This is a genomic window from Thermostichus sp. MS-CIW-36, assembly GCF_054059035.1.
Window position 1 is genome coordinate 39184 of record NZ_JBSSBR010000002.1, and the last position, 21914, is coordinate 61097.

Below are 21914 nucleotides of genomic sequence, written 5' to 3' on the forward strand. Positions count from 1 at the left end.
GCTCCCATGCCTACTCTGCCTGCTTCCCCCACCTACTACCAACAGCTGGGGCTTTCTCCCCAAGCCAGCCTGGAGGAGATCAAAGCTGCCTACCGCCAGCGGGCACGCGAACTGCACCCGGATCGGTTGCCTGCCGATATCCCCGCAGGGTTGCGGCAGTTGGCCCAGCGGGAGTTCCTCCAGCTACAACACGCCTACCGAGTTCTCAGCGATAGCCAGCAGCGTCGGGCTTACGATCTCAGCCTCATGTCCAAACCCTTGCCTCCTCATGCGCCGGTGCAGGTGGTGCTTGAGCCGACTGCGACCTCTGTCAGTTGGCTCGCCCTCTTGAGTGCTGGACTGATAGGGGCTGCTCTGTGTTTGGCGGGCTTGGCCCTTTGGAATGCCCTCAACCCGGCCCAAGACTTGGACGCAGCCGGCAGAGTGGCCCTCCAGGCTCCTGCCAACCCGGATCCCTCTCCCTCGCCCAGGCCAGACTCCGGATGGGATGGGGATCTGCCCGCAACCTCTTCAGAGACGATGACCTCGGCCCCGGCTAGTCTTTCTGAAGCCACCTCTCCACCTTCTTCTGAGCAGATTGACCGCTTTGCCCGCACCCTCCTGGCGGTGCAACCTCTTCTGGAGAGCACCCAAAATCGCCTCCAACAGGCCAACAGCAGCGAGGAACGTCGGCAAATCGAACAACAGTTTGAGGCTGCTGCTGCCGAGATCATCGTCGCCCATCAACTGACCCCAGAGGACTATCAGCGCATCTCCGCCAGCGCCCAATTGGAGCCGCAGGTGGCCGCCGCCATCACCGCAGCCGTGCGCCGTTGGAGGTCTCCGTCGCGCTAGCGGGACAGGGCCCTTGCGGCCAGCCGTGGAGAAAACACCTCGTAGATGACGGTCAAAGGCTGGCCCCTGTGCAACAAAAGATAATGCCTAGCCCAGAAGGGACCGGGACACTGCAGCAGCCGGGCAACCGGGTCTGCCTCGCCGTGGTAAAGGCCGCGCAGCTCGCGAAAGGTCTCCAGTTTTTCTTGGATCAGATTTTGGCCAATGGGCCGATCGGGATGGGGCAAGTATTGAACCAGATGTTCGGAGTTCCACCAAGAGGTGGCATAGAGCAAGGGCTGTTGAGAGGTTACTCCGCACAGCCAAACCCGCCGCCGCATCAAAGGGGATCCCAGCCGCCCCAAATCTCTGGCCAGCTGTTGCATGGACTTGGGGGCAGTGCCCTGCTCTGCCTGTAAATCAACCCGGCCCGTGTCCAGCAGATGAGCCTGGATCGGCTCTTGGATTAAGGTGGCAAGATTACGGGTGGTAAAGCCATCCCCCAAAAGCAGCAAGCGCAGCACGGGATCCACCTGCACCAGCTCAGGCTGTACCGGGTCTGGCTCCCCCTGCCAATGCAGCTGTAGAGGCCACCAATCGCCTTGGCCAGAGGAGACATTGCCCAAAGAGCCATCTGCAGAACGGAGAGCAGCGCTCCAAGGGGATCCGGCAGCGTCGGCATGGCAGGTGAGGGGAGAAGGGGAAAGTTCCAAGGCAGCGGTTCAGTTGTTAAGTTCTGTATCGCCCTTAGTCTAACCCACCCACCATCTCTGCTCTGAGGAGTTTCCTAGCTCGTGCCCGGCTGAACCAACAGCCGCACCACCCAGGGGACGACCACGACGACACTGATCAGGCGTGCCAAGTGCATGACCACCACTGTGCTGGTTTGGGCTCCCATGTCCAGGGCTATCAGGCTCATGTCGGAAATGCCTCCTGGAGCTGTGCCCAAGATGGCGGTTAAGCGCTCGATCCCCAGCCAACGGGAGATCAGGTACCCCGACAAGACCCCCGTGCCCACCGCAATCACTGTACAGAGCAGGGCTGGTCGCCACAGATCTTTCAGGGCCAGAAGCGTATCGGCAGTGAGCTTAGTACCCAAAAGAATGCCCAACACCACCTGCATGGCAAAACGGATCCCAGCTGGGGGAGCGGGAATTGGGATCGCCCCCCAGACATTCACCAAACCCACCGCCACCATGGAGCCCACCAGTGCTCCCGCCGGAAGCCTCAGCTTGACCCCGATCAGGGCGCCAGCCAGCCCGATCAACACCGTCCAGAGATAGCTCATCATTTGGGCTTAGCTTTGAGAAAAGAGGAACGCCGTGAGTCCGGGCTTGGCCCAACCCCTCTACGGCACTGGGCACAGACGCCGTAGAAGTCAAGCACATGGTACTCGATCGCAAATTGGTACTGACTGGAAAGCTGTGCCTCCAAATCTTCCACCGGACAATCGGGCAAAGGCACCACCCGCCGACATTCGGTGCAGATCAGGTGGTGGCGGTTGTGGCCATTGCTGGGCAGAACCTGGTAGTAGGTCTGCTGATCTCCCAAGTTGACCGCCTGCAGCTTGCCCTCATTGCGCAGAGCATCCAAAACTCGGTAAACCGTGGCCAGACCGACGGTGTGGTTGGCATTGCGCAACTCCAAAAAGATCTCTTGCGCCGAAAGGGGTTGTGAACGATGCTCTAGCACCTCCAGAATCAATTTCTGGTTGCGGGTCTGGCGGGAAGAAGACATGATCCCTTTGTGCAGGTCATCCTTAGGGGTCAACGCTCAGCGTCTGCCTCAGCTTTCATGCGCTCTAGGGTCTGGTGCATCTGGTCAAACATTTGGGTCAGGGAGAGCCCAAACCCCCCAAGCTGAGTTTGCAGTTGTTTGATGGTCATTTGAGCCATAAAGTCGTCGGAGAGTTCCAGCCGCTTCATGAAAATGCGCTGGCGCTCCAGCAACTCCTCCATCTGTTCGATGAAGATTTTTTTGCCTTCCCGGTCGAATTGGCCGTACCGTTGACCAAGCTGCATCAGGTTTTGGAAATCCTGAAACAGTTGCTTGGCTTCCTCTTGGACGATCTCAGAGTCGAAGAAGCTCATGGCCTTCCGTTTGCCCTGAATAAACTGCATTGGGTATACCCATCCTATCCGAATCCGATTGCCTCAGCAGGAGGCAACCCCTTCTGCGAGTACGGGATCCCGCCCTTCTGGCTCAGGATAGACTCTGGCTTGTTTGCCTCGGTGTCCGGTATGCTTCCGTTTCCTTGCGTTAAGGCTTACACTCAGCCGGCTGTGGCCCGGCGGTGGTGCGAACGGGTGCAGGGATCCCGACCTCTGTTTCTGGCCTGCTTGGGGTTTACCGAAACGGCTCTTGTTCCGGGCATTTCGGCTGCCGGCGCTACCCCCTCCTTGCGTCGCTACACAGCTCTTGCCGATGGGGAAGTGTTGCTGGCGGGCCATTCTCACCGCTTGCCCACCTCTCCGGATGGCTATCCTTCCCCAGTGGTGATCAGCCGCGCCATCCTAAGGGAGTTGGGGATCCCGTGCCGAGTGTTCGATTGTGGCTTGCCGGAACCTTTGCCGGGGGCAGAAATGGTGAGCTCTGGGGGAGTGGCCCGCTGCTTGAGCACAGGACAGGCTCTGTCTGTGGAGCAGGTGGGATCCCTTTGGCAAGAAGGGTACGACCGCGGATCCCGGCTGGAGCAAGGCTACTGTGTGATTGGGGAGTGTGTGGCAGGGGGCACCACCACGGCGCTGGCGGTGTTGTTGGGACTGGGGTGGGCAGCAGAGGGCATGGTGAACAGCAGCCACCCGGTCTGCAACCACGCCCAAAAGCTGGCCTTGGCCCGGCAGGGATTGGCTCGTCTGCCAAGGGGAGCTTCTGCTGCTGAGGTGGTGGCGGCAGTGGGGGATCCCATGCAGCCCTTTGTGGCCGGGTTGGCGATGGGCGCAGCGCAACGGGGAGCGGTGCTGCTGGCAGGGGGAACCCAAATGTTGGCGGTGCTGGCCTTGATGCAGCGCTGGGGGGAAGAGCAGGGGATCCCTTGGCCCCCGGAGAACGTGGTGGTGGGAACTACCCGCTGGGTGGCAGAGGATCCCTCGGGCAATACGGTGGCCTTGGCAGAGTTGTTGGGGGTTGCTCCCCTTTTGGCCACCCAACTGAGCTTTGCCAATAGCCGCTATCTGCCTCTACAGGCTTACGAGCGGGGCTATGTCAAGGAAGGGGTGGGGGCGGGTGGGCTGGCTATTGCCAGCAGCCTTTACGCCGGTTGGGGCCAAGCGGAGCTGTTGGCAGCAGTTGAGCGCAGCTACGAACGCCTGGTGCTTCAGGCCGGCTCCAAGGGGGCCATGGTCAACCCCTCCCGCAGCAATTGCTGATGGTAGAGCTCCGCCTGTTCTTGAGGGCCGACCCAAACAACTGCTTGCCCTTCGGCATCCACCTGCACGGTCAGTTGCAGCGCTAGGGGCAAAGTCATGCCGGGGATGTATTTCAGCAGACATTCCGTAACGTGCTGAAAGGTATTGAAATCGTCATCCAAGACGATCACCTTGAAGTGGGGGTAGGGCTGGCGAACCTGGGTTCTCGAGGGCGAGAACTGCTGAGCAGGTCGAGTTGGAGCTTCCGTAGTCATAGCAGAAGAGATCGACACAACTACCGAGTAACTTGGGTCTCTCAGGGGTGAGAAACCGGTCGCTTCTGATGATCTATCTCTATCTAGTTTCTAGTCTAATTGGCATCTTGTTGGCAGCTTGTGTCTGTATTCGGATCCCTTGTCGGTCGTTGGCGTCAGCGATAGAGCATGGTTCCTCTAAAGCTCTTCCCGCAGCGGGCGGCGGGGCTTTTGCCCGCCGAAGTGGCGCTCGAAATACAGGGCAGTGGCACGGCGTAGAATCCCGGCTTGGGCAAGGGCCTGACACAGGGATCCCCCTGGCGGCAGGTGCTTCTGGATCTGTTCGATTTGGGTGGCACTGACCAATCCAGAAGCCTTGAGGTAGTCGGCCACGTGGCGTCCCCCCGCCAGTTGAACAGAGTAGCCCCCTTCGCTGAAAAATTTGACGGTCTCCGGCTTGAGGCCGCTGTGGTGGGCCAGCACATCCGTGAAGGTGCCCCCTTCCTTTTCCCAAGCGTGAATGACGGTTTCGATGCCGGCATTGTCGATCAGGCCAGCCGCCCGCAATTGGGTCAACACCCGCTGTACCCAGGGGGTGGCCCGCTGCAAGGCTTCCAAGTCCTCTTCCCCCAAATATTGCTGCGGGGGCAATTCGCTTTCTGGGGCACTCAGCTCGGCTGCCCAGTCGGCTACGGTCAGGGTCTTGAGATCCTCTGCCTCTGGCCGGGCTTTCTCCGAAGCTGGGGTCGGTGCAGCTGCAGGTGGGGAAGTTCGTCGGGCTTCGGCTAGCGCTGCAGCTAGGGCACGGTTTTCCACTTGAGCCGCTTGCAGTTGGGCCTGGAGCTGGCTCACTTGGGCTTGGGCTTGCTGCAAGCGATCTTGAGTTTCTCGCAGTTGGGCTTGGGTTTCTTGGAGCTGCACTTGCAGGCGGTGGGTGGCCTCGGCAGCTTCTTGGCGAACGTGGGCCAGGTCGGCAGTTAAGCGCTGTTTCGTGGACTGGGCCAGTTGGAGTTGATGTTGGTGCTCCTGCAGCGATTGGTTCAGGGCGGCCACTTGGGCTTCCATTTGCTGCAGAGTATGACGCAGGTGGGTTTGCTCTTGGAGCTGCTGTGCCTGATCCTGCTGTATCTTCTGCTGCTCCTGCAGTTGGGATCCCAGCTCTTGCAGCTGGTGTTTGGCTTGAGATTGCCATTCTGTCAACTCGTGGCAGCGGCGACGTAGGATTTCCAGCTCTGCTTGGGCGGCTTGCAGTTGCGCGGATCCCTGAGTTTGCTGGGCTTGGAGTTGCTCCTCCAGTTCCCGAATGCGCTGTTGGGCAGCCTTTTGTTGTTCAGTGCCCTGCTGGATTTGGGCTTCCAATTGGGCAATGCGCTGCTGCTGCTCCTGCTGGCGGGCTTGATGGTCGGCAACCTGCTGCAGCGATTGTTCGACCAGGAGCTGTTGCTGCTGCCGCTGCTGCTCCAGTTGCGCTTCTAAGATGGCAATTTGCTCTTGGTAGCGCTCCAGCTGGGCTTTGTATTGCTGGGTAACTCTGTAGGTCTCTTGAGCTACCTGTAGAGGGGAGACATAAAGAGGGGGCTGATCGGGAATGGTGGACCACTGCTCCACCATCACCTCCCAACTGTTGGCAGCTCCTTTCTGGCGCCGCAGCCGCTGCTGCTTGTCCAAGGCCCATTCCAACCAGTGGGGTTGTACCCAGCCCTGCTGCACCAAGATCTCCCCCAGCTTGCGCTCCGGGTGCTGCCGCTGCTGAATCAGGGCCTGATGGATGTGCTCCAGCTCCAGATACCCATGCAGCATCAAGATCTCGCCGATACGCACCAGTTCGACCGGGATCAACGGATAGAGATCTTGGGGGGCAATCCAGCCGTGCTGCATACACAGCTCCCCCAACATCAAGGGGGTATCGGCCTTTTCCCACATGGCCTGAGCCAGTTGGGCGGGGGTGAGCAGTCCTGCTCGGTTGAGGGCTTCTCCCAAGCGGATCTCAAACTTTTCCTGCTCGATGGCGGTTGGGGTGGGGCTGGTCGGCGGATTCATTGGGCCTCTCGGACGGGAAGAGTAAGCTCTACTACAACTATCGTAGTGGAAAATCCTTAGAGAAGTAGCATGCTGCAACCGAAACGCATTTTGTCAAGCCGAGGATCCACGGATTTTGCCGAAACGTCAATCTTTAAGCCTCAAGAGGGGCGCTGTTCTTGGCTTTGGGCGAACTGTTGCAGCCGCCGCAGCATCAGCAATTGTCCCAAGCCCAAGGGCAGGAGAGAGACGGCCTCTACCCGCAACTGCACCCAGCCGTTCCCCCACAGCCAGTCACAGTAGCCATCGGCTCCTCCCCACATCAGCAGGCGCAGCCGTTCCGGCAGCAGGGTTTCCACCTGGTGCATGATCGAGAGGGGGCCCCATTGGGCCGCAAAGGTGCTGCCCAGCTCCAGCCTTTCGGGAAGGGATCCCTGCAGTTGCTGGGGCCAGATCCACTGCTGCAGCAACCCCACTTCTGTCAGACAGCGCTGCATCGTCGATGCACTGGCCTCGACTTCAACCCGGATGGTGGAGGATTGAAATGTCCCTAGCATATCCATTCCGCGTGGGCGCTCTGGTGACCGGTGCCACGGTTCTCCCGGCGATGCCTGACTCTATTCTGGTCAATTTGTGGGGTTTGCCCACCCTTTCTCAGCAATCTTGTCTTTGAATCGTCCCCATTTGGTAGCTATCTTTGCCCAGAGCTTGGATGGAAAGATCGCAGCCCACCGAGCGCAGAGGCCCTCCTTCAGCAGCCCTGAGGACTATCGGCACTTGGAAACCCAAGCTGCCCAGCAACAGGCTTTGATCATGGGGGCAGCCACTCTGCGGGCCTACGGCACCAGTCTGCGTATTCGGGATCCCGAGTTGATCCAACGCAGAACTGCTCAGGGCCTCTCTCCCCAGCCCCTGACGATCATCTGTTCCGACAGCGGGGATATTCCTGAGGATTTGCCGTTTTTTCGCCAGCCCCTCACCCGTTGGCTGTGGACAACTCCCAAGGGATCCCAAATTTGGCAGAACCGAACCGGCTTTGAGGATATCTGGGTGGCTGCCGATTGGGATCTGCCGGCACGGCTGGCACGCCTGCGCAGCTTGGGCATTGAACGGGTGGGGTTGTTGGGCGGGGGGCGGCTTTTGGGGGCATTTCTGCAGGCAGGGGCCTTGGATGAGCTGTGGGTTACCCTCGCTCCGGTGCTGCTGAGTGGATATGCCGATGCGCCTGCCAGCATTGAGGGTTGGCAAGTGCAGGGATCCCTGCCCCAGTTGGAGCTGCTGGAATGCCGCCGTGGCTCCAAGGAGCTGTTTTTGCGCTACCGAGTCGAGTGGCCCTGAGAAATGCTCTATACAAACACAAAAATTTTTGGACAAATTCAGATTTCCCGGAAATCCACAGGTTTTCCCCAAACTTTCCACAGGCGGGTGGGCTGTTTTCCACAGGGCCTTTCCCTCAGGGGGCGGCATCGGGGGTTTCTGTGGAAAAGTTGAGGTCGGTAAGGTTCAGGCAATTACACCCTGAGAAACGTAACGGGATCGCGCCATTTTTTCCCATCCCATCAAGGCCAATGGAGAGCTTTTGTCCTGTTGGATCCCTGGCTTGGGATTGACATCCCCCATAGGGCAGAGGGCAGAATAGCCCCACCTGAGGGCGAGTGGTGTGGAGATTTTCCCGAGCGCTCTCCTTAGAAAGAAAAGACTTCATCTGTTCTACGGCCCACGACAGGCTTAGGAACAGTTGTGAATGCCCTCCCTCCCATCCGCCGGGATAGGGGCAAGCTATGAACCTATATCGCTTGCTTTTCTTCTTGCGGGCCTGCTGAGGCCCCTAGCCTACCTAGGTTGGGTTTTGGTGTTGCGGGCTCGCTCTGTTCGAGCTGCCCAAGTTTTGGCTGTGGCCGCAGGTTTTGCGGGATGCCGTTTTCTCCCCTCTTGACCCCGAGTGAGTGGTTGGACTATGAGTTCTCACAGCGTTAGCATTTTGAGTGAAATTCCCGAGGAGCTGCATGACACCCTCCAAAACTACCTCTCCCGCCATCCCGACTGGGATCAGGATCGGGTGGTGACGGCAGCGCTCTCGTTATTCCTGCTCCAAAGCGGGGAGAGCGACCGGCGGGCGGCACGCATCTACTTGGACAGCCTGTTTCGCCGCAACTGAGCCCCAAGGATGGCCCGTGAAAACCGGGGCAGTAGGAACCTTTTGTTAGCCTGGGTAGGGATCCTGTCCCACCGCTGTCATTTGGACACTGGGGGGAGGGGGCTAAGAAGTGAAAGGGATCTCAAAAGAGGCAAAAAAGAGGCAAAGACGTGCCACGGGGCTTTGGGCGAGGAAAAGACAACCGGCAAGCGGCTAAGTCACAGAATCCAGAGCGGGGATCCGAGATCCCATCCCCAGAGGCGGCTCTGACGTGGGTTCAACGCTACCGACAGGCGGGGGATCTGAAGACTGCTCTGCACCTCTGCCGGCAGCTTACCCGCGCCCATCCCCATCTGTTCGCCGCTCAGGCGTTGCTGGGATCCCTTTATCTCCAGATGGGGGATCCCCGCCAAGCTTTGACCCCCTTGCAACTGGCTCTGCACCTGCGGGGGGATTGGGTGCCGGCCTGGCAGGATCTGGGCGATGCCTGGATGCAGCTTGGCAACCCAGAGGAAGCGGCGCGAGCCTACGAACAGGGCCTGGCCTTTGCCCCCGGTGATGGGCAATTGCTTTTCCGATTGGGCAGTTGTTGGCTCACCCTGGGGAAATTGGCCCAGGCAATTGAGGTGTTGCAACAGGCAGCAGCAGCCCAGCCTCCCCAGGTTTATGCTCTGGCAGCTTTGGGGAATGCCCTGATGCTCGATGGCCAAGCTGAGGAAGCGGAAGGCTGGTTTCGCCAAGCTCTCGCCCTTGCACCCCAGGAGGGGCGAATTCTCGTTAACCTCGGCCACTGCCTGCACCTGCAAGATCGCTTGGAGGAGGCCGCCGATTGTCTGCAACGGGCCATCTTGCTGCTGCCGAGGGACGCCCAGCCCCACAACAACCTGGGCACCATCTTGCAGGAACAAAACCGGTTGGAAGCGGCCATTGAAGCCTATCGGCACAGCTTGCAGTTGGCCCCCCACTGGCCGGAGATCCACTACAACCTGGGCACGGCTTTGCTGACCCTGGGCCGCTACGAGGAGGGGTGGCGAGAATACGAATGGCGGCTGCAGCGACAAGGGGCGACCTACCCGCGCTTTCTTTCGCCTCTGTGGACGGGATCCCCTCTGGGCCGCCAGACCCTGCTGATCTGCGCCGAACAAGGGTTGGGGGACACGATTCAGTTTGTGCGCTACTTGCCGCTGCTGGCCGAGGCCCATCCCCAAGCGCAAATCTGCCTCCGCTGTCAGGGATCCCTTGTCGAGCTGTTCAGAGGGTGCTTCCCCCTGCCCCAGGTGCAGGTGATCTCGGAAACGGATCCCTTGCCCTCTTTCGATTGCCATCTGCCCTTGCTCAGCTTGCCACAGCGGTTGGGTACCACCCTGGAGACGATCCCGGCCCGCATCCCCTATCTTGTCTATCCCGTTCATGCCGGCGGGCTGCAGATCCCTTTGAGCCTCTCCTGTCGGGAAGACTGGCCGGAGCTTTCCCAGGAGCGGATGAAAGTGGGGCTGGTGTGGGCCAGCGGCCGGCGTGCCCATCCTGAGCTCAACCGCGTACAAAGGCTGAAAAGTTGCCCTCTGGATCTGCTGCTCCAGCACTTGCATGGGCCTTCCATCCAGTGGGTTAGCCTGCAGGTGGGGGAAGATCTAAGGCCGCTGGGATCCCTATTGGAGCAGCACCAAGTGTTGGAGCTGGGATCCCGTTTCCGCAGTTTTGTCGATACAGCCGCAGCCGTTGCCCAGTTGGATCTGGTGATCAGCGTTGATACAGCCGTTGCTCATTTGGCCGGGGCGATGGGCAAGCCGGTATGGGTGCTGCTGCCCTTTGCCGCCGATTGGCGCTGGCTGCTCCATCGAGAAGATAGCCCCTGGTACCCTGGGGTGATGCGCTTGTTTCGACAAAACACACCGGGAGACTGGGTTGGCGTGTTGAGGCGGGTGCAGGCCGCTCTTGAAGAGAGGTTGCGAGGGATCCCCTCTCAAGACCGTGCCTGTTCCTCCCCCTGAACGATGCGCTGAAATAGATAGCCGGTGCCTCGGGCCGTCAGGATCAGCTCTGGGTTGCTGGGGTCATCTTCCAGCTTGGCCCGCAGCCGCGAGATGTGGACATCCACCACCCGCGTATCCACATGGCGCTCCGGGGTATAGCCCCACACCTCTTGCAAAATCTCGGAGCGGGAAAAAGGCTCCCCCGACCGACTGACCAACAACTCCAGCAGACTAAACTCCATCCCCGTCAGGCGAATGCGCTCGTCCCGTTTGTAGACCTGCCGCTTGTTGGTATCGATGCGAATATCCCCCACTTGAATCACCCCAGAACTGGGGATCCCATCGTGGGCCGACCGCGCCACCCGGCGCAACACCGACCGAATGCGAGCTTCCAGCTCCTTGGGGGAAAAGGGCTTGACCACATAGTCGTCTGCCCCCAGCTCCAGCCCCGTGATACGGTCGGCCACATCGCCCAGCGCCGTCAGCATGATGATGGGGATGTCCGATTCTTTGCGCAGCTCCTGGCAAACCCCATAGCCATCCAGCTTCGGCATCATCACATCCAGCACCACCAGGTCGGGATCCTGCTTGTGGAAAACCTCCAGCGCCTCCTCGCCGTCCGAAGCTGTGACCACGTCGTATCCGATCATGGACAGACGGGTTTCCAAAATGCGTCGAATGCTGGCCTCATCATCGACCACCAGAATCCGTTCCTTACGCTGTGCTTCCACGGTGCTGCAACTCCTGAACTTCTAACGGTACTCGGTAAAAGAGAGATCTGAAAAAGAACTAAGGTGGGCGCTATCTTGAGTTGGGCGGATGCAGGAACCTCAGGGGCTGCTCCTCAGTTGGGCAGACTCACCGAGGAAATTGAACACTCACAAGCAATCATCTGCAATTAACCAAAGCCGCACCTCAGGGATGCAGCTCCGGGAAACAAGCACAAAACAGAAGGCCCTCTCGGCAGTGGATTCAATCTTGTTAAAAGCTCCAACTTCAATCCCACCTGATGATGCTGTCCAGTACCTGGTGCAAGGCACTCCTCCCCAAAAAACATTGCTCAAACCTGAGAGGCCTTCGTAAGAAGTTACTTTCCATAACCTAATTTATCATCCAAAATCGGCTGCCAACCCGCCTCGATGCTCTATTTTGCGGCTATCGGGCCGGACTTGATACATACCTTCACAACTTTTTCAGGCCGATGCCCATGTTTTGGGATGTCCCTCAGGAAAAGCCGGGGATCCTTGACCGTTTGCAGTGGAAACAGCGTAGCAACTGGCCAATAGCTCGGCGGAACGGATTTCTCGATCCGTATGATGCTCCAAAACGCGCCGTAACAGACGTTCTGCTTCCAGCCAAGCAGCCAAAGGCAGGGAATCCTCCGGCAGAGGCAGTGTGGAGCTGGGCAGGGATCCCAAGGCACGCAGGGCAGAAGCGGAGACCCAGGCAATCGGGCTGGGCCGCTGGGCCACCCGGCAGGGATCACAGATCAAGCCACCCCATTGGGGGCTGAAAAAAACGCCGTCGACCAACTCCCCTTGACAGAAGTAGCAGGCTTGTACCTGAGGGGCGAACCCCGCCAACGCCAGGAGGTGGTACAACCCGTGGGTGAGCAAGGGCAGAACGGCCCGTTCCGAAGCAGCCCGCTCGATGCGTTCCAAGTGTTCGACCAACACCACAAACAGCTCTTCCTGGGCTTGATCGGGCAAGGCCAACAGCAAGGCCACCTCCGCCAAATACTGCGCTGCTGTGAGATGGGCTAAGCTGCGGCTGAGACGAGGAAAAGTCTGCAGGGTTTCCGCTTGGACAATGCGCTGTAAACGCTGGGAAGTCTCTGTTTGGGCAGACCAGCGCCCCCGCACAATCAGCAAATCGTTGATGACAAAAGGCTCCATCCGCCCTCCCAGCTTGGAAGGCTGCTTACGGGATCCCTTGGCCACCGCCCGGATCAACCCTTGCTCGCGAGTCAAGATGGTAACAATCCGATCCGACTCTCCCAGGGGGATCCCTTTCAGGTTGATGCCCGTAACCCGATAGGTGCGGCCACTCATGGGGTTCCTCTGGCTCGCAGCTCTTGCATCAGCTCCAGCCCCCAAGAGGTGCCAATACGGCTGGCCCCCGCCTGGATCATGGCCTCTGCTTGAGCCACCGTGCGAATGCCGCCCGACGCTTTCACCCCCACTTTGCCGCGGCTGAGTTGCCACAACAGTTGCACATCTGCCGGCGTCGCCCCCCCCATCCAGCCGGTGGAAGTCATCAGAAAAGCCGCCCCCGCATCGATACAAATCTCCCCGGCCAGCTTTTTCTCCTCCTCGGTCAGCAGAGCCGTTTCCAAAATGGCCTTGACGCAGACCCCCGTTTCTTCCACCAGTTGGGCAATCTCAGCATGGAGGCGATCCAGCTCCCCCGCCTTGAGCCAAGCCAAGTTGATGCGGACATCCAGCTCCCGGCACCCCTGCTCCACCGCCAGTTGGGCCTCGTAGAGCTTAGCCTCTGCAGTGGTTGTGCCCAGGGGAAACCCCACCACCGTGCTCACCTTGACCGGGGATCCATGCAGCCGCTCCACCACCCGCGGCACGTAGCAAGGAGGAACGCAAAAAGTGGGGAAGCCATAGCGCAAGGCAATCTCACACCCCTGGTCAATCTGTTCTGGAGTAACCATCGGCAACAGCAGAGTATGGTCGATGTACTCCGCCAAATTGAGCGAGCTATCCGCTATGCCCTTGCGCTCCAGAGAGAGCATTGGTGGATCCCCCAGCACCCATCTTTACTCTAGCTTCAGTTTTCACCCGCAGGGATCCGCAAAGAGGGCTGAGCCTTGCCAACTCAGCAGGGCGACACCTCGACCCCTCCATTCCCCAGGCACAGCTCACACAGGCTGCTGCCCGATTGCGAGCCCTGATTGACTCGCGGGGGGGTATGGGTTAACTGTACTCAGGCACAAATGCGGGGCAAAGGGGCGGGTGCCGAGGTCACCTGCAGCAATCGGGGAATACGGCTGCTGTCGTAGATGCGAAATTCCTTTTCCAAGATGGCTTTTTCGTCGCGCACCGCCTGGTTCAACACAATGGATCCCTCTGGATCGGAGACGGAACGGTGAAAAGTGCCGGGAGGAATGCGCAAAATGCCTCGGTTCGCTTCCAGGCGCACAATATGGAAGGGATCCCGCCAGCTAAAATTCACCAGGTAAAACGTCCGTCCGCCCCATAGAGCCAGCAAGTTGTCCTCCTGGTGTGGATGCATATAAAACTGCCAATAGCCCTGAGGATTATTGGGGGGACTGATGGCCGGCCCATCGTGGTAAACCAAATCGCGGGCGTTGGATCGCGCAACCGTGATGTCAAAAAAACGCACGCCGGGAGTATCTCGAAATTGATGGAAAGGCAATAGGGCAAACATGGATCTCGACATAGGGACACTTGACCAACGACAGGAAGATAAAGATGATTTCACACTGTTTCCCGCTGTTTCGCAGTGTGAAGGAGAAGTTATGTCGTAGTTTAGTCAGGTGCGGCGGAGGGTTCAAACCTGAGATAGCATCACATCTATGCGCAGATCGAATAGATGGGATCCATGAACATCTCGCAACTGCAAACCCTGGTGGCTGTGGTGGAGCGGGGAAATTTCAGCGATGCTGCCCTGCAATTGCACATTTCCCAGTCGGCGGTGAGCCGGGCCATTGCCAGCCTGGAGGAAGAACTGGGGGTGACCCTGTTGGTGCGCGGTCGCTTTGGGGCGCGCCTAACCCCGGTGGGGGAGCGACTGCTGCGCCATGTTCGCAAAATGCTGCAACTGCGGGAACAAATGGATTATGAGGCCAACCTGGAAAAAGGGTTGCGGGGGGGAAATGTGCGAGTTGCCGCTTTTCGCAGTGCTGCAACCCATTTGCTGCCACCGGTGATCGCCCGCTTCCGCCAACAATTTCCGCAGATTACCCTCACCCTCACAGAAGAAGATCCGGCCACCGTTGAACATCTGTTGCGATCAGGCCAGGTGGATATTGGTCTATTGCCTCTGCCGCGGGCTGGTGAGGATCTACAGACGTGGGAGATTGCCCGCGATGAGTTCATTGTGTTGGTTCCGCTGAGTTTTGGGCCCCTGCCGGAAACCCTGACCTGGGAGGATCTTTCCCGTTTTTCCTACATTCTCTACAACTACGCCGAATGCACCACCGCGGTGCGGAACCACTGGGAAGCCGCTCACCAAACCCTCAAGGTGGCCTACTTGGTGAAGGAAGACTCCACCATTGTGAACATGGTGGCACAGGGTCTGGGGGCTGCCATCTTGCCCCGCTTGGCCGCCATCCCGATTCCCGAAGGGATCCAGATCCGTCGGCTGCCGATCCCACTGGAGCGGGTGATCGGGGCTGCCGTTCTGGCCTCTGCGCTGCATCCGCCCGCAGTATTTGCCTTCCTGGAAGCCTTGCGGGGAAACCCATCCCAGTTGCCAAGTCAAGTTCGGAACTGACCGCATTCGGGATTGTCTTAAACTCCTCTTAAATGCTGTTTTATGGATAACTGCTAGCATGAGGCCAACTTCACTCCCACCCCCCGGAAAGGAAGGCCTCTATGAACTGGCTGACGCTGCTTGGGCTACTTTGTCTTCCCGGCTCTCTGTTTTCATGTGTTGAGTATTTGCGCTCCCAAAGGTTGGTTCAACAGCTCTCCACCACTCGGTTGCTCAAGGTAGCCGAGCTTCGCAATCTCGGTCAGACAAGTCCACAGGCAAAAGGAGCAAACTTGGCCCAAGTTTATGGCAGGATTTTGTGCAATCGGCCTTTGGTATCGGAATTTTCGCGACAGCCTTGCGTCTACTACAAGTCCGAGATCTCTTGGGAGTATGACGAAGTCGAATGCTATCGAAAGTATTTGAACAGCGAAGGCGACGTAACCTACAGCGAACGGATCAGCGAAGGCGAATACCAGAACGCTCTGCGCTTGGGATCCCGGGCAAAATCCTATCCGGGGAGAATGACCGCAAAGAAGCCCGGATTGGGCTATTCTGCCCCCAGTTCTTTCCAGAAAAGGGTTGATCCCGGCTACTCCGATTCTTTCCCACAAAAGTCCAACCCTGGCTACTTCGGCGCGGCATCCTTTCCGCAAAAACCCGGCTCTGGCTACCCCGGTTCGGATGCTTTCCAGAAGAAGCCTGGTTACCCCGATTACCCACAAAAGCTCGGCTCTCCAGCCTATCCCGAAAAATTGCCGTTTTCTGAAGCAGGCTCTCCCCAAAAGTACTACAACAATGTGTACTCCGATCCGAGCACAGGCCGGGAATATCTCCTGGAGAGAGAGACGAGAACGAGAGATGAAACCCTTCACTCAGTGGTTCGCCAGATCCCTTTTTTCATCGAAGACGAAACCGGAAGGGTGAGGGTGGATCCCACGGGTGCGGAGGTAGAGGCTATGGCGGTTGTGGATGAGCGTGTCTTTCCCGGAAAAGGCCCCAGCCGCTTCAACTTCGATCTCAAGCGCTACCTTTCCCAAGTGAGAACAGAAAACCGCTCCACTCGCTCTTTCATCTATAAGGAATGGGTGATTCCGGTGGATGCGATGGCCTTTGCCATGGGGCAGGTGCGCTTCGAGGCAGGGGATCCCGTGATCCGAAAACCTCTTTCTGGGGGACGGTTCATGATCGCGCCCAAATCCCCTGAAGCCCTCTTGGAAGAGCAGCGCTCCAATGCCAGCAGCTACCTGGTGTTGTCCATCGTCCTGCTGGGCATCGGCGTTTTCACCGTGCTCTACCTGCTGCAATCCCTGCAACCTTATCGCTGATAGGCTCCCGGCCTTCCTGTCCAGGGAGAGGGAAACCTCGGGTTACCAAAAAACTGGGTCTAAAGCCCCGCCCTAAGGCCTACGGCCCGCTGACGCGACTAGGGCGGCTTTGTGCTATGCTGCCCGCAGCGGCAGGGTAGTCAACCGCTCTAAAAACCCAACAGTCTCACGACTGGATACAGCCTCAGCAGGCTTTGTAGTTGTTGTTTGCAACGGTACCTAAGGGCATAAGGACTCCGTCCCGCTGGCGCGAGAGGGAACCGCTCTGGGTGCTAGGGCTTGCGTAGCGCTTGGGGAGACGAGCACCGCTGCCGTGGAGGGGCAACCCAACACGATAAGTGCTGTCGCAGAACCAGGAACCAGAATCCCCTGCCTTTAGGCAGGGGAGCATGTCAATGCCACTCACAGCGACAAGCCCAGCTTGAGCCCGAACAAGGCATGGGCAAACAGTATGCACAGGATGAGGCTGCCCACATAGGCATGGGTGGTGCGCAGAGCAGCGCGGTTGCCCCCAAAGCCGCTGAGAGACAAAGCTCCATTCACCGCCAACAACAGCAGCACCAGGGATCCCGTCCAAAAATGGGGACTGCTCAATAGGGGCTTCCCTTGCATCACCAGGGAGAGAATGCCGCCGGTGTAGCCCAGAGCGATGAAGGTGGCCATCCAGGGAGCCAATTTGCGGTGATCCAGCAGAGGCTTTTGGGCCGATTCCGGCAGGGATCCCTCTGAGGTTGGGGAGGCGGCTGCCAGACGCAAGGTTCGCCCTCGCCACCCGGTCAGGCCGACAAAGCTGCCCATCACCACCACCACGATTCCCATCATCAAAGGGTGACCCCATTGCACAATGGGTTGGGGCAAGTTGAGGCCGGCAAAAAACTGGGCTACGGGCTGCAAGGCGGCGGTTAACCGATCCGAAGCTGCCGACAGATCCGGCAAGGCCAAGCTCAACAGGTTCATGGCGATCCCTCTACCTCTGCGACGAATCTACAACTGCATGAACTACCCCACCGCATAGGCGGATGGGGTTTCTGATGCCCCATCCCCTTGACGGCAGGATTTTAGTCTCTTCCTCTGCCCCAGGTGCTTCATAGCCCCGCAGGACTTTGAAGTAGAGCTGAAGCATCCAAGACTCACGAGGCCGGTTCCCAACCCCGGTTGCCGATGAGTGGCAACGTTGTACATCACTATCACCGAACCCCGATCCCTCGGTACCTCAAACCCACAAGCCGAGCAGACATGATAGCGGTTGCTCAAGTCCGCCCACTCCTTGTGGACTGCCCCGCACTTGGGACAGCGTTGCGAGGGCTTGAGGGTTTGCGTAGGAAACATGAGAACTAAACCACCTTTCTGCTCGATTTTGTAGGTAATCATCTGGTTCAATGTACCGAACCCCACCGACAGAATGGACTTGTTTAGCCCTGCCTTGCGCTTCCCACCCTTGCGGGTCATCCCCTTGACATGCAGCTTCTCCGTTACGCCGTTCGCCTACGGCGGCGCGGAGCGCTTCGCCATAACGACAAGCTATCTCTGACGTAACTTTGTGTTGCCAGTCTTTGCGCTGACGAGCAGCCTTTGCTTGCAGTTGCGCTTCCCACCGGTGGATTTTCTTCCACCTTCTGGAAGCCTTGACACCCTTCTTCGGAGCGCGCTTTCTCCGCTTCAGTCTGGCGACCTTGCGAATTCTCGCCTCGCTTCTCTGGGTAAAGCGGGGATTGGCGATCTTCTGAAACTCAGCCCCATCAAACAAAGTCAGGGCGGTCTCTGTACCCAAGTCATAGGCAACTATAGATTCGTACTGCAAATCCGACTGTGAACCAAACTTAGGTTCAGGTATCGCCACCTCCACCGTCAACGACGCAAACCACTGCCGTCGGGACGGCTTGTAAACAAGGGTCAGCGTAGTGGGCACACCCCAGTTCCTAGCCTTGCCCCGCATCTTGAGGGTCATGCCCACATCATTCAGCGTTACGGTGCCATGCTTTCCCGTGCTGTTGACCTTCCACCCCGACCGGGCAGGATACGTCCAGCCCGAATACCGGCGAATGGACTTGAATCTTGGCTTCCTACTCAGTCCTTGGAAGAACCGTTGGTAAGCATAATCCACCCGCTTGACGGTAGCTTGCAGGGCTTGGGAGTTCAGTTGGGCAAACTCCACCCACACCTGCTTGAATTCGGGGAGTAGGTTCTGCTGTTCCAGGTAGGTCACTGTTCGGCGGTGGAGCTTGTACTCGGTTTCCCGGTGGCTGACACAGGCGTTGTAGAGGTAGCAGTGCAGACGACGGGCCTCGAACAAAGCCTTTTCCTGAGCTTTGCTGGGATACAGTCGAAAGGTCTGCCTTCTGGTTGCCATGTGCACACTTTATCCCAGTTCTGAGGGCTTTATCCCCCGAACAACCGATCCGGTGGTGCTATCCATCCCCACCCTACAGAGGGTGGGGAACTCCGCACGTTTTGTTAACAAATCTACAATACCCTGATTTTAGTTGACCCTTTGCAGGGATCCCGCTAGGGGGCAATGGTAATGGGCGAGGGGCTGGTTTGGGTGGTCTTTTGGCCCCCTCTTTGCAAGATCACCTCGATGATGCCGTTGTTGACCGGCTGCATGTTGAAGGGCAGTTGCTGCTGGGTTTCGTATAGGCCCGGCGCCACCTCCCGCATTTCAACTTCGGGCGTTATCCCAATAATCCGAAAAGCAGCCCGCCCCCCTGGATCTCCTCGCATGGTGACTTTGAGAATTTCTCCCATGTGCAGGTTGGTGCTGTTGGTGGTGACACTAAAAATCCGGGGCGGCCCCACGGCAACAGGCGCGGAGACCGGCTGAATGGTGGAGCGGGTTCCTCTGGAGCCATCGATGGAAAAGGGAAAAATCTCCCGATGTTCCTGGCTGAGGCCGTCCTTGGTGAGCACAATCCTCAAGGTGGGATTGTTGGCCTGGTGGGTGGGGGCTACCACGTAGGTGCCTTCGTAGTGGTTGGGTCGTACCTCCCGCATCGGCTGGTTCAGGGCCAGATTCCCCAGATCAAACTGGGCGATCCCTCCAGATTCCCCCCAAATGGCAATGGTGAGAATGTCCCCTTCCACCAAGTCGCGCTGGGGATCCAAGCGAATGGCCTCAATGCGCGGATAGCGATTGCCGGCTGCAGTCAGAGGGGCTGGCTGCGGCAGAGGAGCCGGGGGCGGAAATACTGATTCCACTGGCGGAGGAGCAACATTGCCCAAGGCCAGTTGAGGTAGCCGCCGTTGAACGCGGGTACTGACGCCATTGAGGGTCAACTGAATACTGATGTCGGGGCCAAAGACGGCATCCTGAGGACCAAGGCTATAAACTGCGCGGTAGTAGCCGGGCTGCACCTCCTGCATCGGCAGACCCTGAACCACGCCGCCGATATCGACCGTAGCCCTGCCGTTGGGAGTGGCCTGCGCTTCAATGGTCAGAGTTCCCCCCGCAGGAACACTTCCTTCTTCGGGAGTAATCCGCGTTCGGAAGATTTCGGGTTGGACAGTCTCGGCCACCCGGGCTGGGGAGGGACGCAACTGGGCCACAGGGGGTGGCAAGGGCGGAAGCTGACCGCGATATACCAGGGCCTGATGCAACAACACTGCCCCTTCTGCTCGCCTCAGCACCCGATTAGGCTGAAGACGGGCCGGATCCGGCACATTCACCAGCAGCCCCGCCTCGCCTGCCATGGCCACAAAAGCCCGCCCTACCTCCGGCACATCAGCCGCATCGGTGTACAGAGCCATCCAGCGCTCAATGTCGGCCTGGGTGGGAGCAGGCAATTGCAGAGCCCGCACCAAAATGGCCAGGGCTTCCAGGTGGGTGATATCCCCTTGCGGGCGAAACTCGTTGCCCTCGTATAGGCGCATGGCCCCCGCCTGCAGCACGGCTTGGGCAGTCCAATAGTCGGGGGTGTTGGGCTCCAGGTCGCGAATCTCCTGCACCTGGTTGGGATTGGGAATGTAGCCGAAAAACTCCGTCAGCCACTGGGCCAATTCCAGACGGGTCAGGGTGGCTGACAGGGGTTCTTGGGTGATCACCACATCTGTCTGACGTTCCAGAGCCGCCACGTAGGGGTCGGTCCAGGCCAGCGAGGCTTGCTGCTCCACCCCTTGGGACCAAGCCGGCAAGCTGACACCCGACCAGCCCAGCGTCCAACACAAGCTCAGAGCTAGGGGCCACGAGCACCGCATAGCTGTCACTCCTGTTCCAACAACATCCCCTCAGGGCCAGCTTATCTCAAACTTCCGCCGTGTCCCCAAGCCCTCGATACCCGTTGGGATTGCGCCCTTTGGCAGTGAGATTCTGAAAACTCGGGTGAGGAGGTTGGTCACAGGAACCCCATAGGAGATTTTACTTATCCAAGACAAGATTGGGATCCGGCTTGGCAGCAAAGGGGCTAAGCGAATGTCTTGCAACTTGTAGTTGTGCATCCAAATCTTTATCATTGTGTTATAGACTCAGAAAGTTCAGAAAGCACTTTTGCCCCTACCCTAGGGAGGAGTTTCATGGCTGGCAGCACCGGAGAGCGACCTTTTGTCGATATCATCACCAGTGTCCGCTACTGGGTCATTCACGCCCTGACCATTCCCGCTTTGTTTTTGGCAGGCTGGCTTTTTGTGAGCACCGGCCTGGCCTATGATATTTTCGGCACCCCACGCCCCAATGAGTATTTCACGGCAGAGCGCCAGGAGTTGCCGATCGTCAGCGATCGCTTCAATGCTCTGGAGGAGTTGGAGAGGCTGACTCGCTAAGGGTGGCTGTGGGCAAGTGGTTCATGCATTGTTGCAACTTGTAAATTGATTGAGCTTTTTGCGTAGGGTGATATCTATGGCCAGTAAATCTGATGAACCCGTTTTTTACCCTGTTTTTACCGTCCGTTGGCTGGCGGTGCATACCTTGGCGATCCCAACGGTTTTCTTCTTGGGAGCCATTGCTGCAATGCAGTTTATTCAACGGTGAACCCAATGGCTGATCAACCCGAAAGGAATCCCAACTCCCAACCTGTCGAGCTAAACCGCACTTCCCTTTACTTGGGTTTGCTGCTGGTGTTTGTGGTTGGGCTGTTGTTCTCCAGCTACTTTCTCAACTGAGGCCAGGATCCCACTCTGCTCTTGGAGTTGGGAAAGAGCGCAGGGGACAATGCTGGCTTTTGGCTAGCCCTTGCTCCCCTTTGCTAAGTTTACTGAGAATGTAATTGCTGCTAGTCCTGTCTTTTTTGGAGACCAGTTGCTATGACCAGTCAAGCAAGGATCCCTTTGTGGATAGTGGCCGTGGTTGCCGGTTTGGGTGTGCTCACGGTAGTTGGGCTTTTCTTCTATGGCTCCTATGTGGGCCTAGGCTCTAGTCTGTAGGTTTGAGGTTTTCGGTCTGGTAGTAGCCCCCAATAGGTAGGGGTAAAGGGTCCCATGGTTTTTACGACCTAGCCGAATTCAGTTAGGCTTTGTTGACCCATGGCCAGTGTATCTACCACTTTTTTCGGGGCTACCTACCACAGCGCAATATCGATCCCTTGCCCAGCAGGGATCCCACTTCATTGCAGACCTTAATACTCAACTTAATACTCAATACACAGTCCGAAAAAGCTGCCGCTATTCCT

At 58.3% G+C, this 21914-nt stretch carries 26 protein-coding genes; 11 read left to right on the top strand and 15 right to left on the bottom strand.

What is annotated here, in order from left to right; all coding sequences use genetic code 11:
• Positions 1-6 precede the first annotated feature (6 nt).
• Entirely contained in the window at positions 7-834 is an 828-nt protein-coding gene (locus ACVWVQ_RS01540) for a DnaJ domain-containing protein (RefSeq protein WP_457506526.1), read from the top strand.
• On the opposite strand, the gene ACVWVQ_RS01545 is transcribed toward ACVWVQ_RS01540, so the two are convergent.
• From ACVWVQ_RS01545 to ACVWVQ_RS01560, 4 genes are all read right to left on the bottom strand, one after another.
• Complete coding sequence (locus ACVWVQ_RS01545) at positions 831-1526, bottom strand: chorismate pyruvate-lyase family protein (protein WP_457506528.1); 696 nt, start codon at positions 1524-1526, stop codon at positions 831-833. The genes ACVWVQ_RS01540 and ACVWVQ_RS01545 overlap by 4 nt on opposite strands.
• Before the next feature lie 74 nt (positions 1527-1600).
• Positions 1601-2104 (bottom strand): AbrB family transcriptional regulator, encoded by a 504-nt coding sequence (locus tag ACVWVQ_RS01550; protein ID WP_414330730.1) that lies wholly within the window; start codon positions 2102-2104, stop codon positions 1601-1603.
• Positions 2101-2583 (bottom strand): Fur family transcriptional regulator, encoded by a 483-nt coding sequence (locus tag ACVWVQ_RS01555; RefSeq protein WP_457506530.1) that lies wholly within the window; start codon positions 2581-2583, stop codon positions 2101-2103. The genes ACVWVQ_RS01550 and ACVWVQ_RS01555 overlap by 4 nt, the downstream gene beginning before the upstream one ends.
• Positions 2580-2903, bottom strand: a complete 324-nt coding sequence (locus tag ACVWVQ_RS01560) for a DUF1825 family protein (RefSeq protein WP_011434128.1) — start codon at positions 2901-2903, stop codon at positions 2580-2582. The genes ACVWVQ_RS01555 and ACVWVQ_RS01560 overlap by 4 nt, the downstream gene beginning before the upstream one ends.
• 150 nt (positions 2904-3053) lie before the next feature.
• Here ACVWVQ_RS01560 and cobT point away from each other — a divergent pair, with 150 nt between their 5' ends.
• Complete coding sequence (cobT, locus tag ACVWVQ_RS01565) at positions 3054-4181, top strand: nicotinate mononucleotide-dependent phosphoribosyltransferase CobT (protein WP_457506532.1); 1128 nt, start codon at positions 3054-3056, stop codon at positions 4179-4181.
• On the opposite strand, the gene clpS is transcribed toward cobT, so the two are convergent.
• The 3 genes from clpS to ACVWVQ_RS01580 all read right to left on the bottom strand — a co-directional run bounded on the left by clpS (position 4130) and on the right by ACVWVQ_RS01580 (position 6990).
• A complete protein-coding gene (gene clpS / locus ACVWVQ_RS01570) occupies positions 4130-4435 on the bottom strand; it encodes an ATP-dependent Clp protease adapter ClpS (RefSeq protein WP_457506534.1) in 306 nt (101 codons plus the stop codon). The genes cobT and clpS overlap by 52 nt on opposite strands.
• A 177-nt stretch (positions 4436-4612) precedes the next feature.
• Positions 4613-6454, bottom strand: coding sequence for a hypothetical protein (locus ACVWVQ_RS01575; protein WP_457506536.1), 1842 nt, complete (start codon positions 6452-6454; stop codon positions 4613-4615).
• A 140-nt stretch (positions 6455-6594) separates the two neighbouring features.
• Positions 6595-6990: a hypothetical protein gene (locus tag ACVWVQ_RS01580; protein ID WP_011434124.1), complete on the bottom strand. Its 396-nt coding sequence runs from the start codon at positions 6988-6990 to the stop codon at positions 6595-6597.
• A 112-nt stretch (positions 6991-7102) separates the two neighbouring features.
• Between ACVWVQ_RS01580 and ACVWVQ_RS01585 the strand changes: the two genes are divergently transcribed.
• From ACVWVQ_RS01585 to ACVWVQ_RS01595, 3 genes are all read left to right on the top strand, one after another.
• Positions 7103-7771: a RibD family protein gene (locus ACVWVQ_RS01585; RefSeq protein ID WP_238376797.1), complete on the top strand. Its 669-nt coding sequence runs from the start codon at positions 7103-7105 to the stop codon at positions 7769-7771.
• Positions 7772-8390: 619 nt separating this feature from the next.
• Positions 8391-8591 carry a DUF2811 domain-containing protein gene (locus tag ACVWVQ_RS01590; RefSeq protein WP_041436785.1) on the top strand — a complete coding sequence of 67 codons (201 nt, stop codon included), beginning with the start codon at positions 8391-8393 and terminating at the stop codon, positions 8589-8591.
• 149 nt (positions 8592-8740) lie between these two features.
• Complete coding sequence (locus tag ACVWVQ_RS01595; RefSeq protein ID WP_457506537.1) at positions 8741-10561, top strand: tetratricopeptide repeat protein; 1821 nt, start codon at positions 8741-8743, stop codon at positions 10559-10561.
• Here the strand turns inward: ACVWVQ_RS01595 and rpaB are convergent.
• The 4 genes from rpaB to ACVWVQ_RS01615 form a co-directional block, all read right to left on the bottom strand.
• Positions 10534-11274, bottom strand: a complete 741-nt coding sequence (gene rpaB, locus ACVWVQ_RS01600) for a response regulator transcription factor RpaB (RefSeq protein WP_011434119.1) — start codon at positions 11272-11274, stop codon at positions 10534-10536. The two genes, ACVWVQ_RS01595 and rpaB, sit on opposite strands and share 28 nt — an antisense overlap.
• A gap of 462 nt (positions 11275-11736) precedes the next feature.
• Positions 11737-12594, bottom strand: a complete 858-nt coding sequence (recO, locus tag ACVWVQ_RS01605) for a DNA repair protein RecO (RefSeq protein WP_457506539.1) — start codon at positions 12592-12594, stop codon at positions 11737-11739.
• Positions 12591-13286 (bottom strand): deoxyribose-phosphate aldolase, encoded by a 696-nt coding sequence (deoC, locus tag ACVWVQ_RS01610; protein ID WP_414407456.1) that lies wholly within the window; start codon positions 13284-13286, stop codon positions 12591-12593. The genes recO and deoC overlap by 4 nt, the downstream gene beginning before the upstream one ends.
• 191 nt (positions 13287-13477) lie before the next feature.
• Positions 13478-13942, bottom strand: coding sequence for a redox protein (locus ACVWVQ_RS01615; protein ID WP_414343843.1), 465 nt, complete (start codon positions 13940-13942; stop codon positions 13478-13480).
• Positions 13943-14116: 174 nt separating this feature from the next.
• Here ACVWVQ_RS01615 and ACVWVQ_RS01620 point away from each other — a divergent pair, with 174 nt between their 5' ends.
• Together ACVWVQ_RS01620 and ACVWVQ_RS01625 are read left to right on the top strand one after the other, a co-directional pair.
• A complete protein-coding gene (locus ACVWVQ_RS01620; RefSeq protein ID WP_457465503.1) occupies positions 14117-15010 on the top strand; it encodes a LysR family transcriptional regulator in 894 nt (297 codons plus the stop codon).
• A gap of 272 nt (positions 15011-15282) precedes the next feature.
• Entirely contained in the window at positions 15283-16317 is a 1035-nt protein-coding gene (locus ACVWVQ_RS01625; protein ID WP_414418066.1) for an E3 ubiquitin ligase family protein, read from the top strand.
• Positions 16318-16719: 402 nt separating this feature from the next.
• Here the strand turns inward: ACVWVQ_RS01625 and ACVWVQ_RS01630 are convergent, their stop codons facing one another.
• From ACVWVQ_RS01630 to ACVWVQ_RS01645, 4 genes are all read right to left on the bottom strand, one after another.
• Positions 16720-17274 (bottom strand): DUF4079 domain-containing protein, encoded by a 555-nt coding sequence (locus tag ACVWVQ_RS01630; RefSeq protein ID WP_414358456.1) that lies wholly within the window; start codon positions 17272-17274, stop codon positions 16720-16722.
• 42 nt (positions 17275-17316) lie between these two features.
• A complete protein-coding gene (locus ACVWVQ_RS01635) occupies positions 17317-17646 on the bottom strand; it encodes a zinc ribbon domain-containing protein (protein ID WP_457506541.1) in 330 nt (109 codons plus the stop codon).
• Positions 17531-18667, bottom strand: coding sequence for an RNA-guided endonuclease InsQ/TnpB family protein (locus ACVWVQ_RS01640; RefSeq protein WP_457506543.1), 1137 nt, complete (start codon positions 18665-18667; stop codon positions 17531-17533). Before ACVWVQ_RS01640 ends, ACVWVQ_RS01635 begins: the two co-directional genes overlap by 116 nt.
• A gap of 155 nt (positions 18668-18822) precedes the next feature.
• Positions 18823-20508 (bottom strand): S-layer homology domain-containing protein, encoded by a 1686-nt coding sequence (locus ACVWVQ_RS01645; RefSeq protein ID WP_457506545.1) that lies wholly within the window; start codon positions 20506-20508, stop codon positions 18823-18825.
• A 315-nt stretch (positions 20509-20823) separates the two neighbouring features.
• Here ACVWVQ_RS01645 and psbE point away from each other — a divergent pair, with 315 nt between their 5' ends.
• From psbE to ACVWVQ_RS01665, 4 genes are all read left to right on the top strand, one after another.
• A complete protein-coding gene (gene psbE, locus ACVWVQ_RS01650) occupies positions 20824-21069 on the top strand; it encodes a cytochrome b559 subunit alpha (RefSeq protein WP_011433109.1) in 246 nt (81 codons plus the stop codon).
• A 76-nt stretch (positions 21070-21145) separates the two neighbouring features.
• Positions 21146-21277, top strand: a complete 132-nt coding sequence (gene psbF, locus ACVWVQ_RS01655; protein WP_414356645.1) for a cytochrome b559 subunit beta — start codon at positions 21146-21148, stop codon at positions 21275-21277.
• Positions 21278-21282: 5 nt separating this feature from the next.
• Entirely contained in the window at positions 21283-21408 is a 126-nt protein-coding gene (locus ACVWVQ_RS01660) for a photosystem II reaction center protein L (RefSeq protein WP_011433111.1), read from the top strand.
• Positions 21409-21549: 141 nt separating this feature from the next.
• Complete coding sequence (locus tag ACVWVQ_RS01665) at positions 21550-21669, top strand: photosystem II reaction center protein J (RefSeq protein ID WP_414356643.1); 120 nt, start codon at positions 21550-21552, stop codon at positions 21667-21669.
• The last annotated feature ends 245 nt before the right edge of the window (positions 21670-21914 follow it).

Bases quoted from the DNA above. Each gene is read 5' to 3' on its own strand.
- ACVWVQ_RS01540 (WP_457506526.1), top strand. From the start codon at position 7: ATGCCTACTCTGCCTGCTTCCCCCACCTACTACCAACAGCTGGGGCTT.
- ACVWVQ_RS01550 (WP_414330730.1), bottom strand. From the start codon at position 2,104: ATGATGAGCTATCTCTGGACGGTGTTGATCGGGCTGGCTGGCGCCCTG.
- ACVWVQ_RS01560 (WP_011434128.1), bottom strand. From the start codon at position 2,903: ATGAGCTTCTTCGACTCTGAGATCGTCCAAGAGGAAGCCAAGCAACTG.
- cobT (WP_457506532.1), top strand. From the start codon at position 3,054: ATGCTTCCGTTTCCTTGCGTTAAGGCTTACACTCAGCCGGCTGTGGCC.
- clpS (WP_457506534.1), bottom strand. From the start codon at position 4,435: ATGACTACGGAAGCTCCAACTCGACCTGCTCAGCAGTTCTCGCCCTCG.
- ACVWVQ_RS01575 (WP_457506536.1), bottom strand. From the start codon at position 6,454: ATGAATCCGCCGACCAGCCCCACCCCAACCGCCATCGAGCAGGAAAAG.
- ACVWVQ_RS01580 (WP_011434124.1), bottom strand. From the start codon at position 6,990: ATGCTAGGGACATTTCAATCCTCCACCATCCGGGTTGAAGTCGAGGCC.
- ACVWVQ_RS01590 (WP_041436785.1), top strand. From the start codon at position 8,391: ATGAGTTCTCACAGCGTTAGCATTTTGAGTGAAATTCCCGAGGAGCTG.
- recO (WP_457506539.1), bottom strand. From the start codon at position 12,594: ATGAGTGGCCGCACCTATCGGGTTACGGGCATCAACCTGAAAGGGATC.
- deoC (WP_414407456.1), bottom strand. From the start codon at position 13,286: ATGCTCTCTCTGGAGCGCAAGGGCATAGCGGATAGCTCGCTCAATTTG.
- ACVWVQ_RS01615 (WP_414343843.1), bottom strand. From the start codon at position 13,942: ATGTTTGCCCTATTGCCTTTCCATCAATTTCGAGATACTCCCGGCGTG.
- ACVWVQ_RS01620 (WP_457465503.1), top strand. From the start codon at position 14,117: ATGAACATCTCGCAACTGCAAACCCTGGTGGCTGTGGTGGAGCGGGGA.
- ACVWVQ_RS01630 (WP_414358456.1), bottom strand. From the start codon at position 17,274: ATGAACCTGTTGAGCTTGGCCTTGCCGGATCTGTCGGCAGCTTCGGAT.
- ACVWVQ_RS01635 (WP_457506541.1), bottom strand. From the start codon at position 17,646: ATGTTTCCTACGCAAACCCTCAAGCCCTCGCAACGCTGTCCCAAGTGC.
- ACVWVQ_RS01640 (WP_457506543.1), bottom strand. From the start codon at position 18,667: ATGGCAACCAGAAGGCAGACCTTTCGACTGTATCCCAGCAAAGCTCAG.
- ACVWVQ_RS01645 (WP_457506545.1), bottom strand. From the start codon at position 20,508: ATGCGGTGCTCGTGGCCCCTAGCTCTGAGCTTGTGTTGGACGCTGGGC.
- psbE (WP_011433109.1), top strand. From the start codon at position 20,824: ATGGCTGGCAGCACCGGAGAGCGACCTTTTGTCGATATCATCACCAGT.
- psbF (WP_414356645.1), top strand. From the start codon at position 21,146: ATGGCCAGTAAATCTGATGAACCCGTTTTTTACCCTGTTTTTACCGTC.
- ACVWVQ_RS01660 (WP_011433111.1), top strand. From the start codon at position 21,283: ATGGCTGATCAACCCGAAAGGAATCCCAACTCCCAACCTGTCGAGCTA.
- ACVWVQ_RS01665 (WP_414356643.1), top strand. From the start codon at position 21,550: ATGACCAGTCAAGCAAGGATCCCTTTGTGGATAGTGGCCGTGGTTGCC.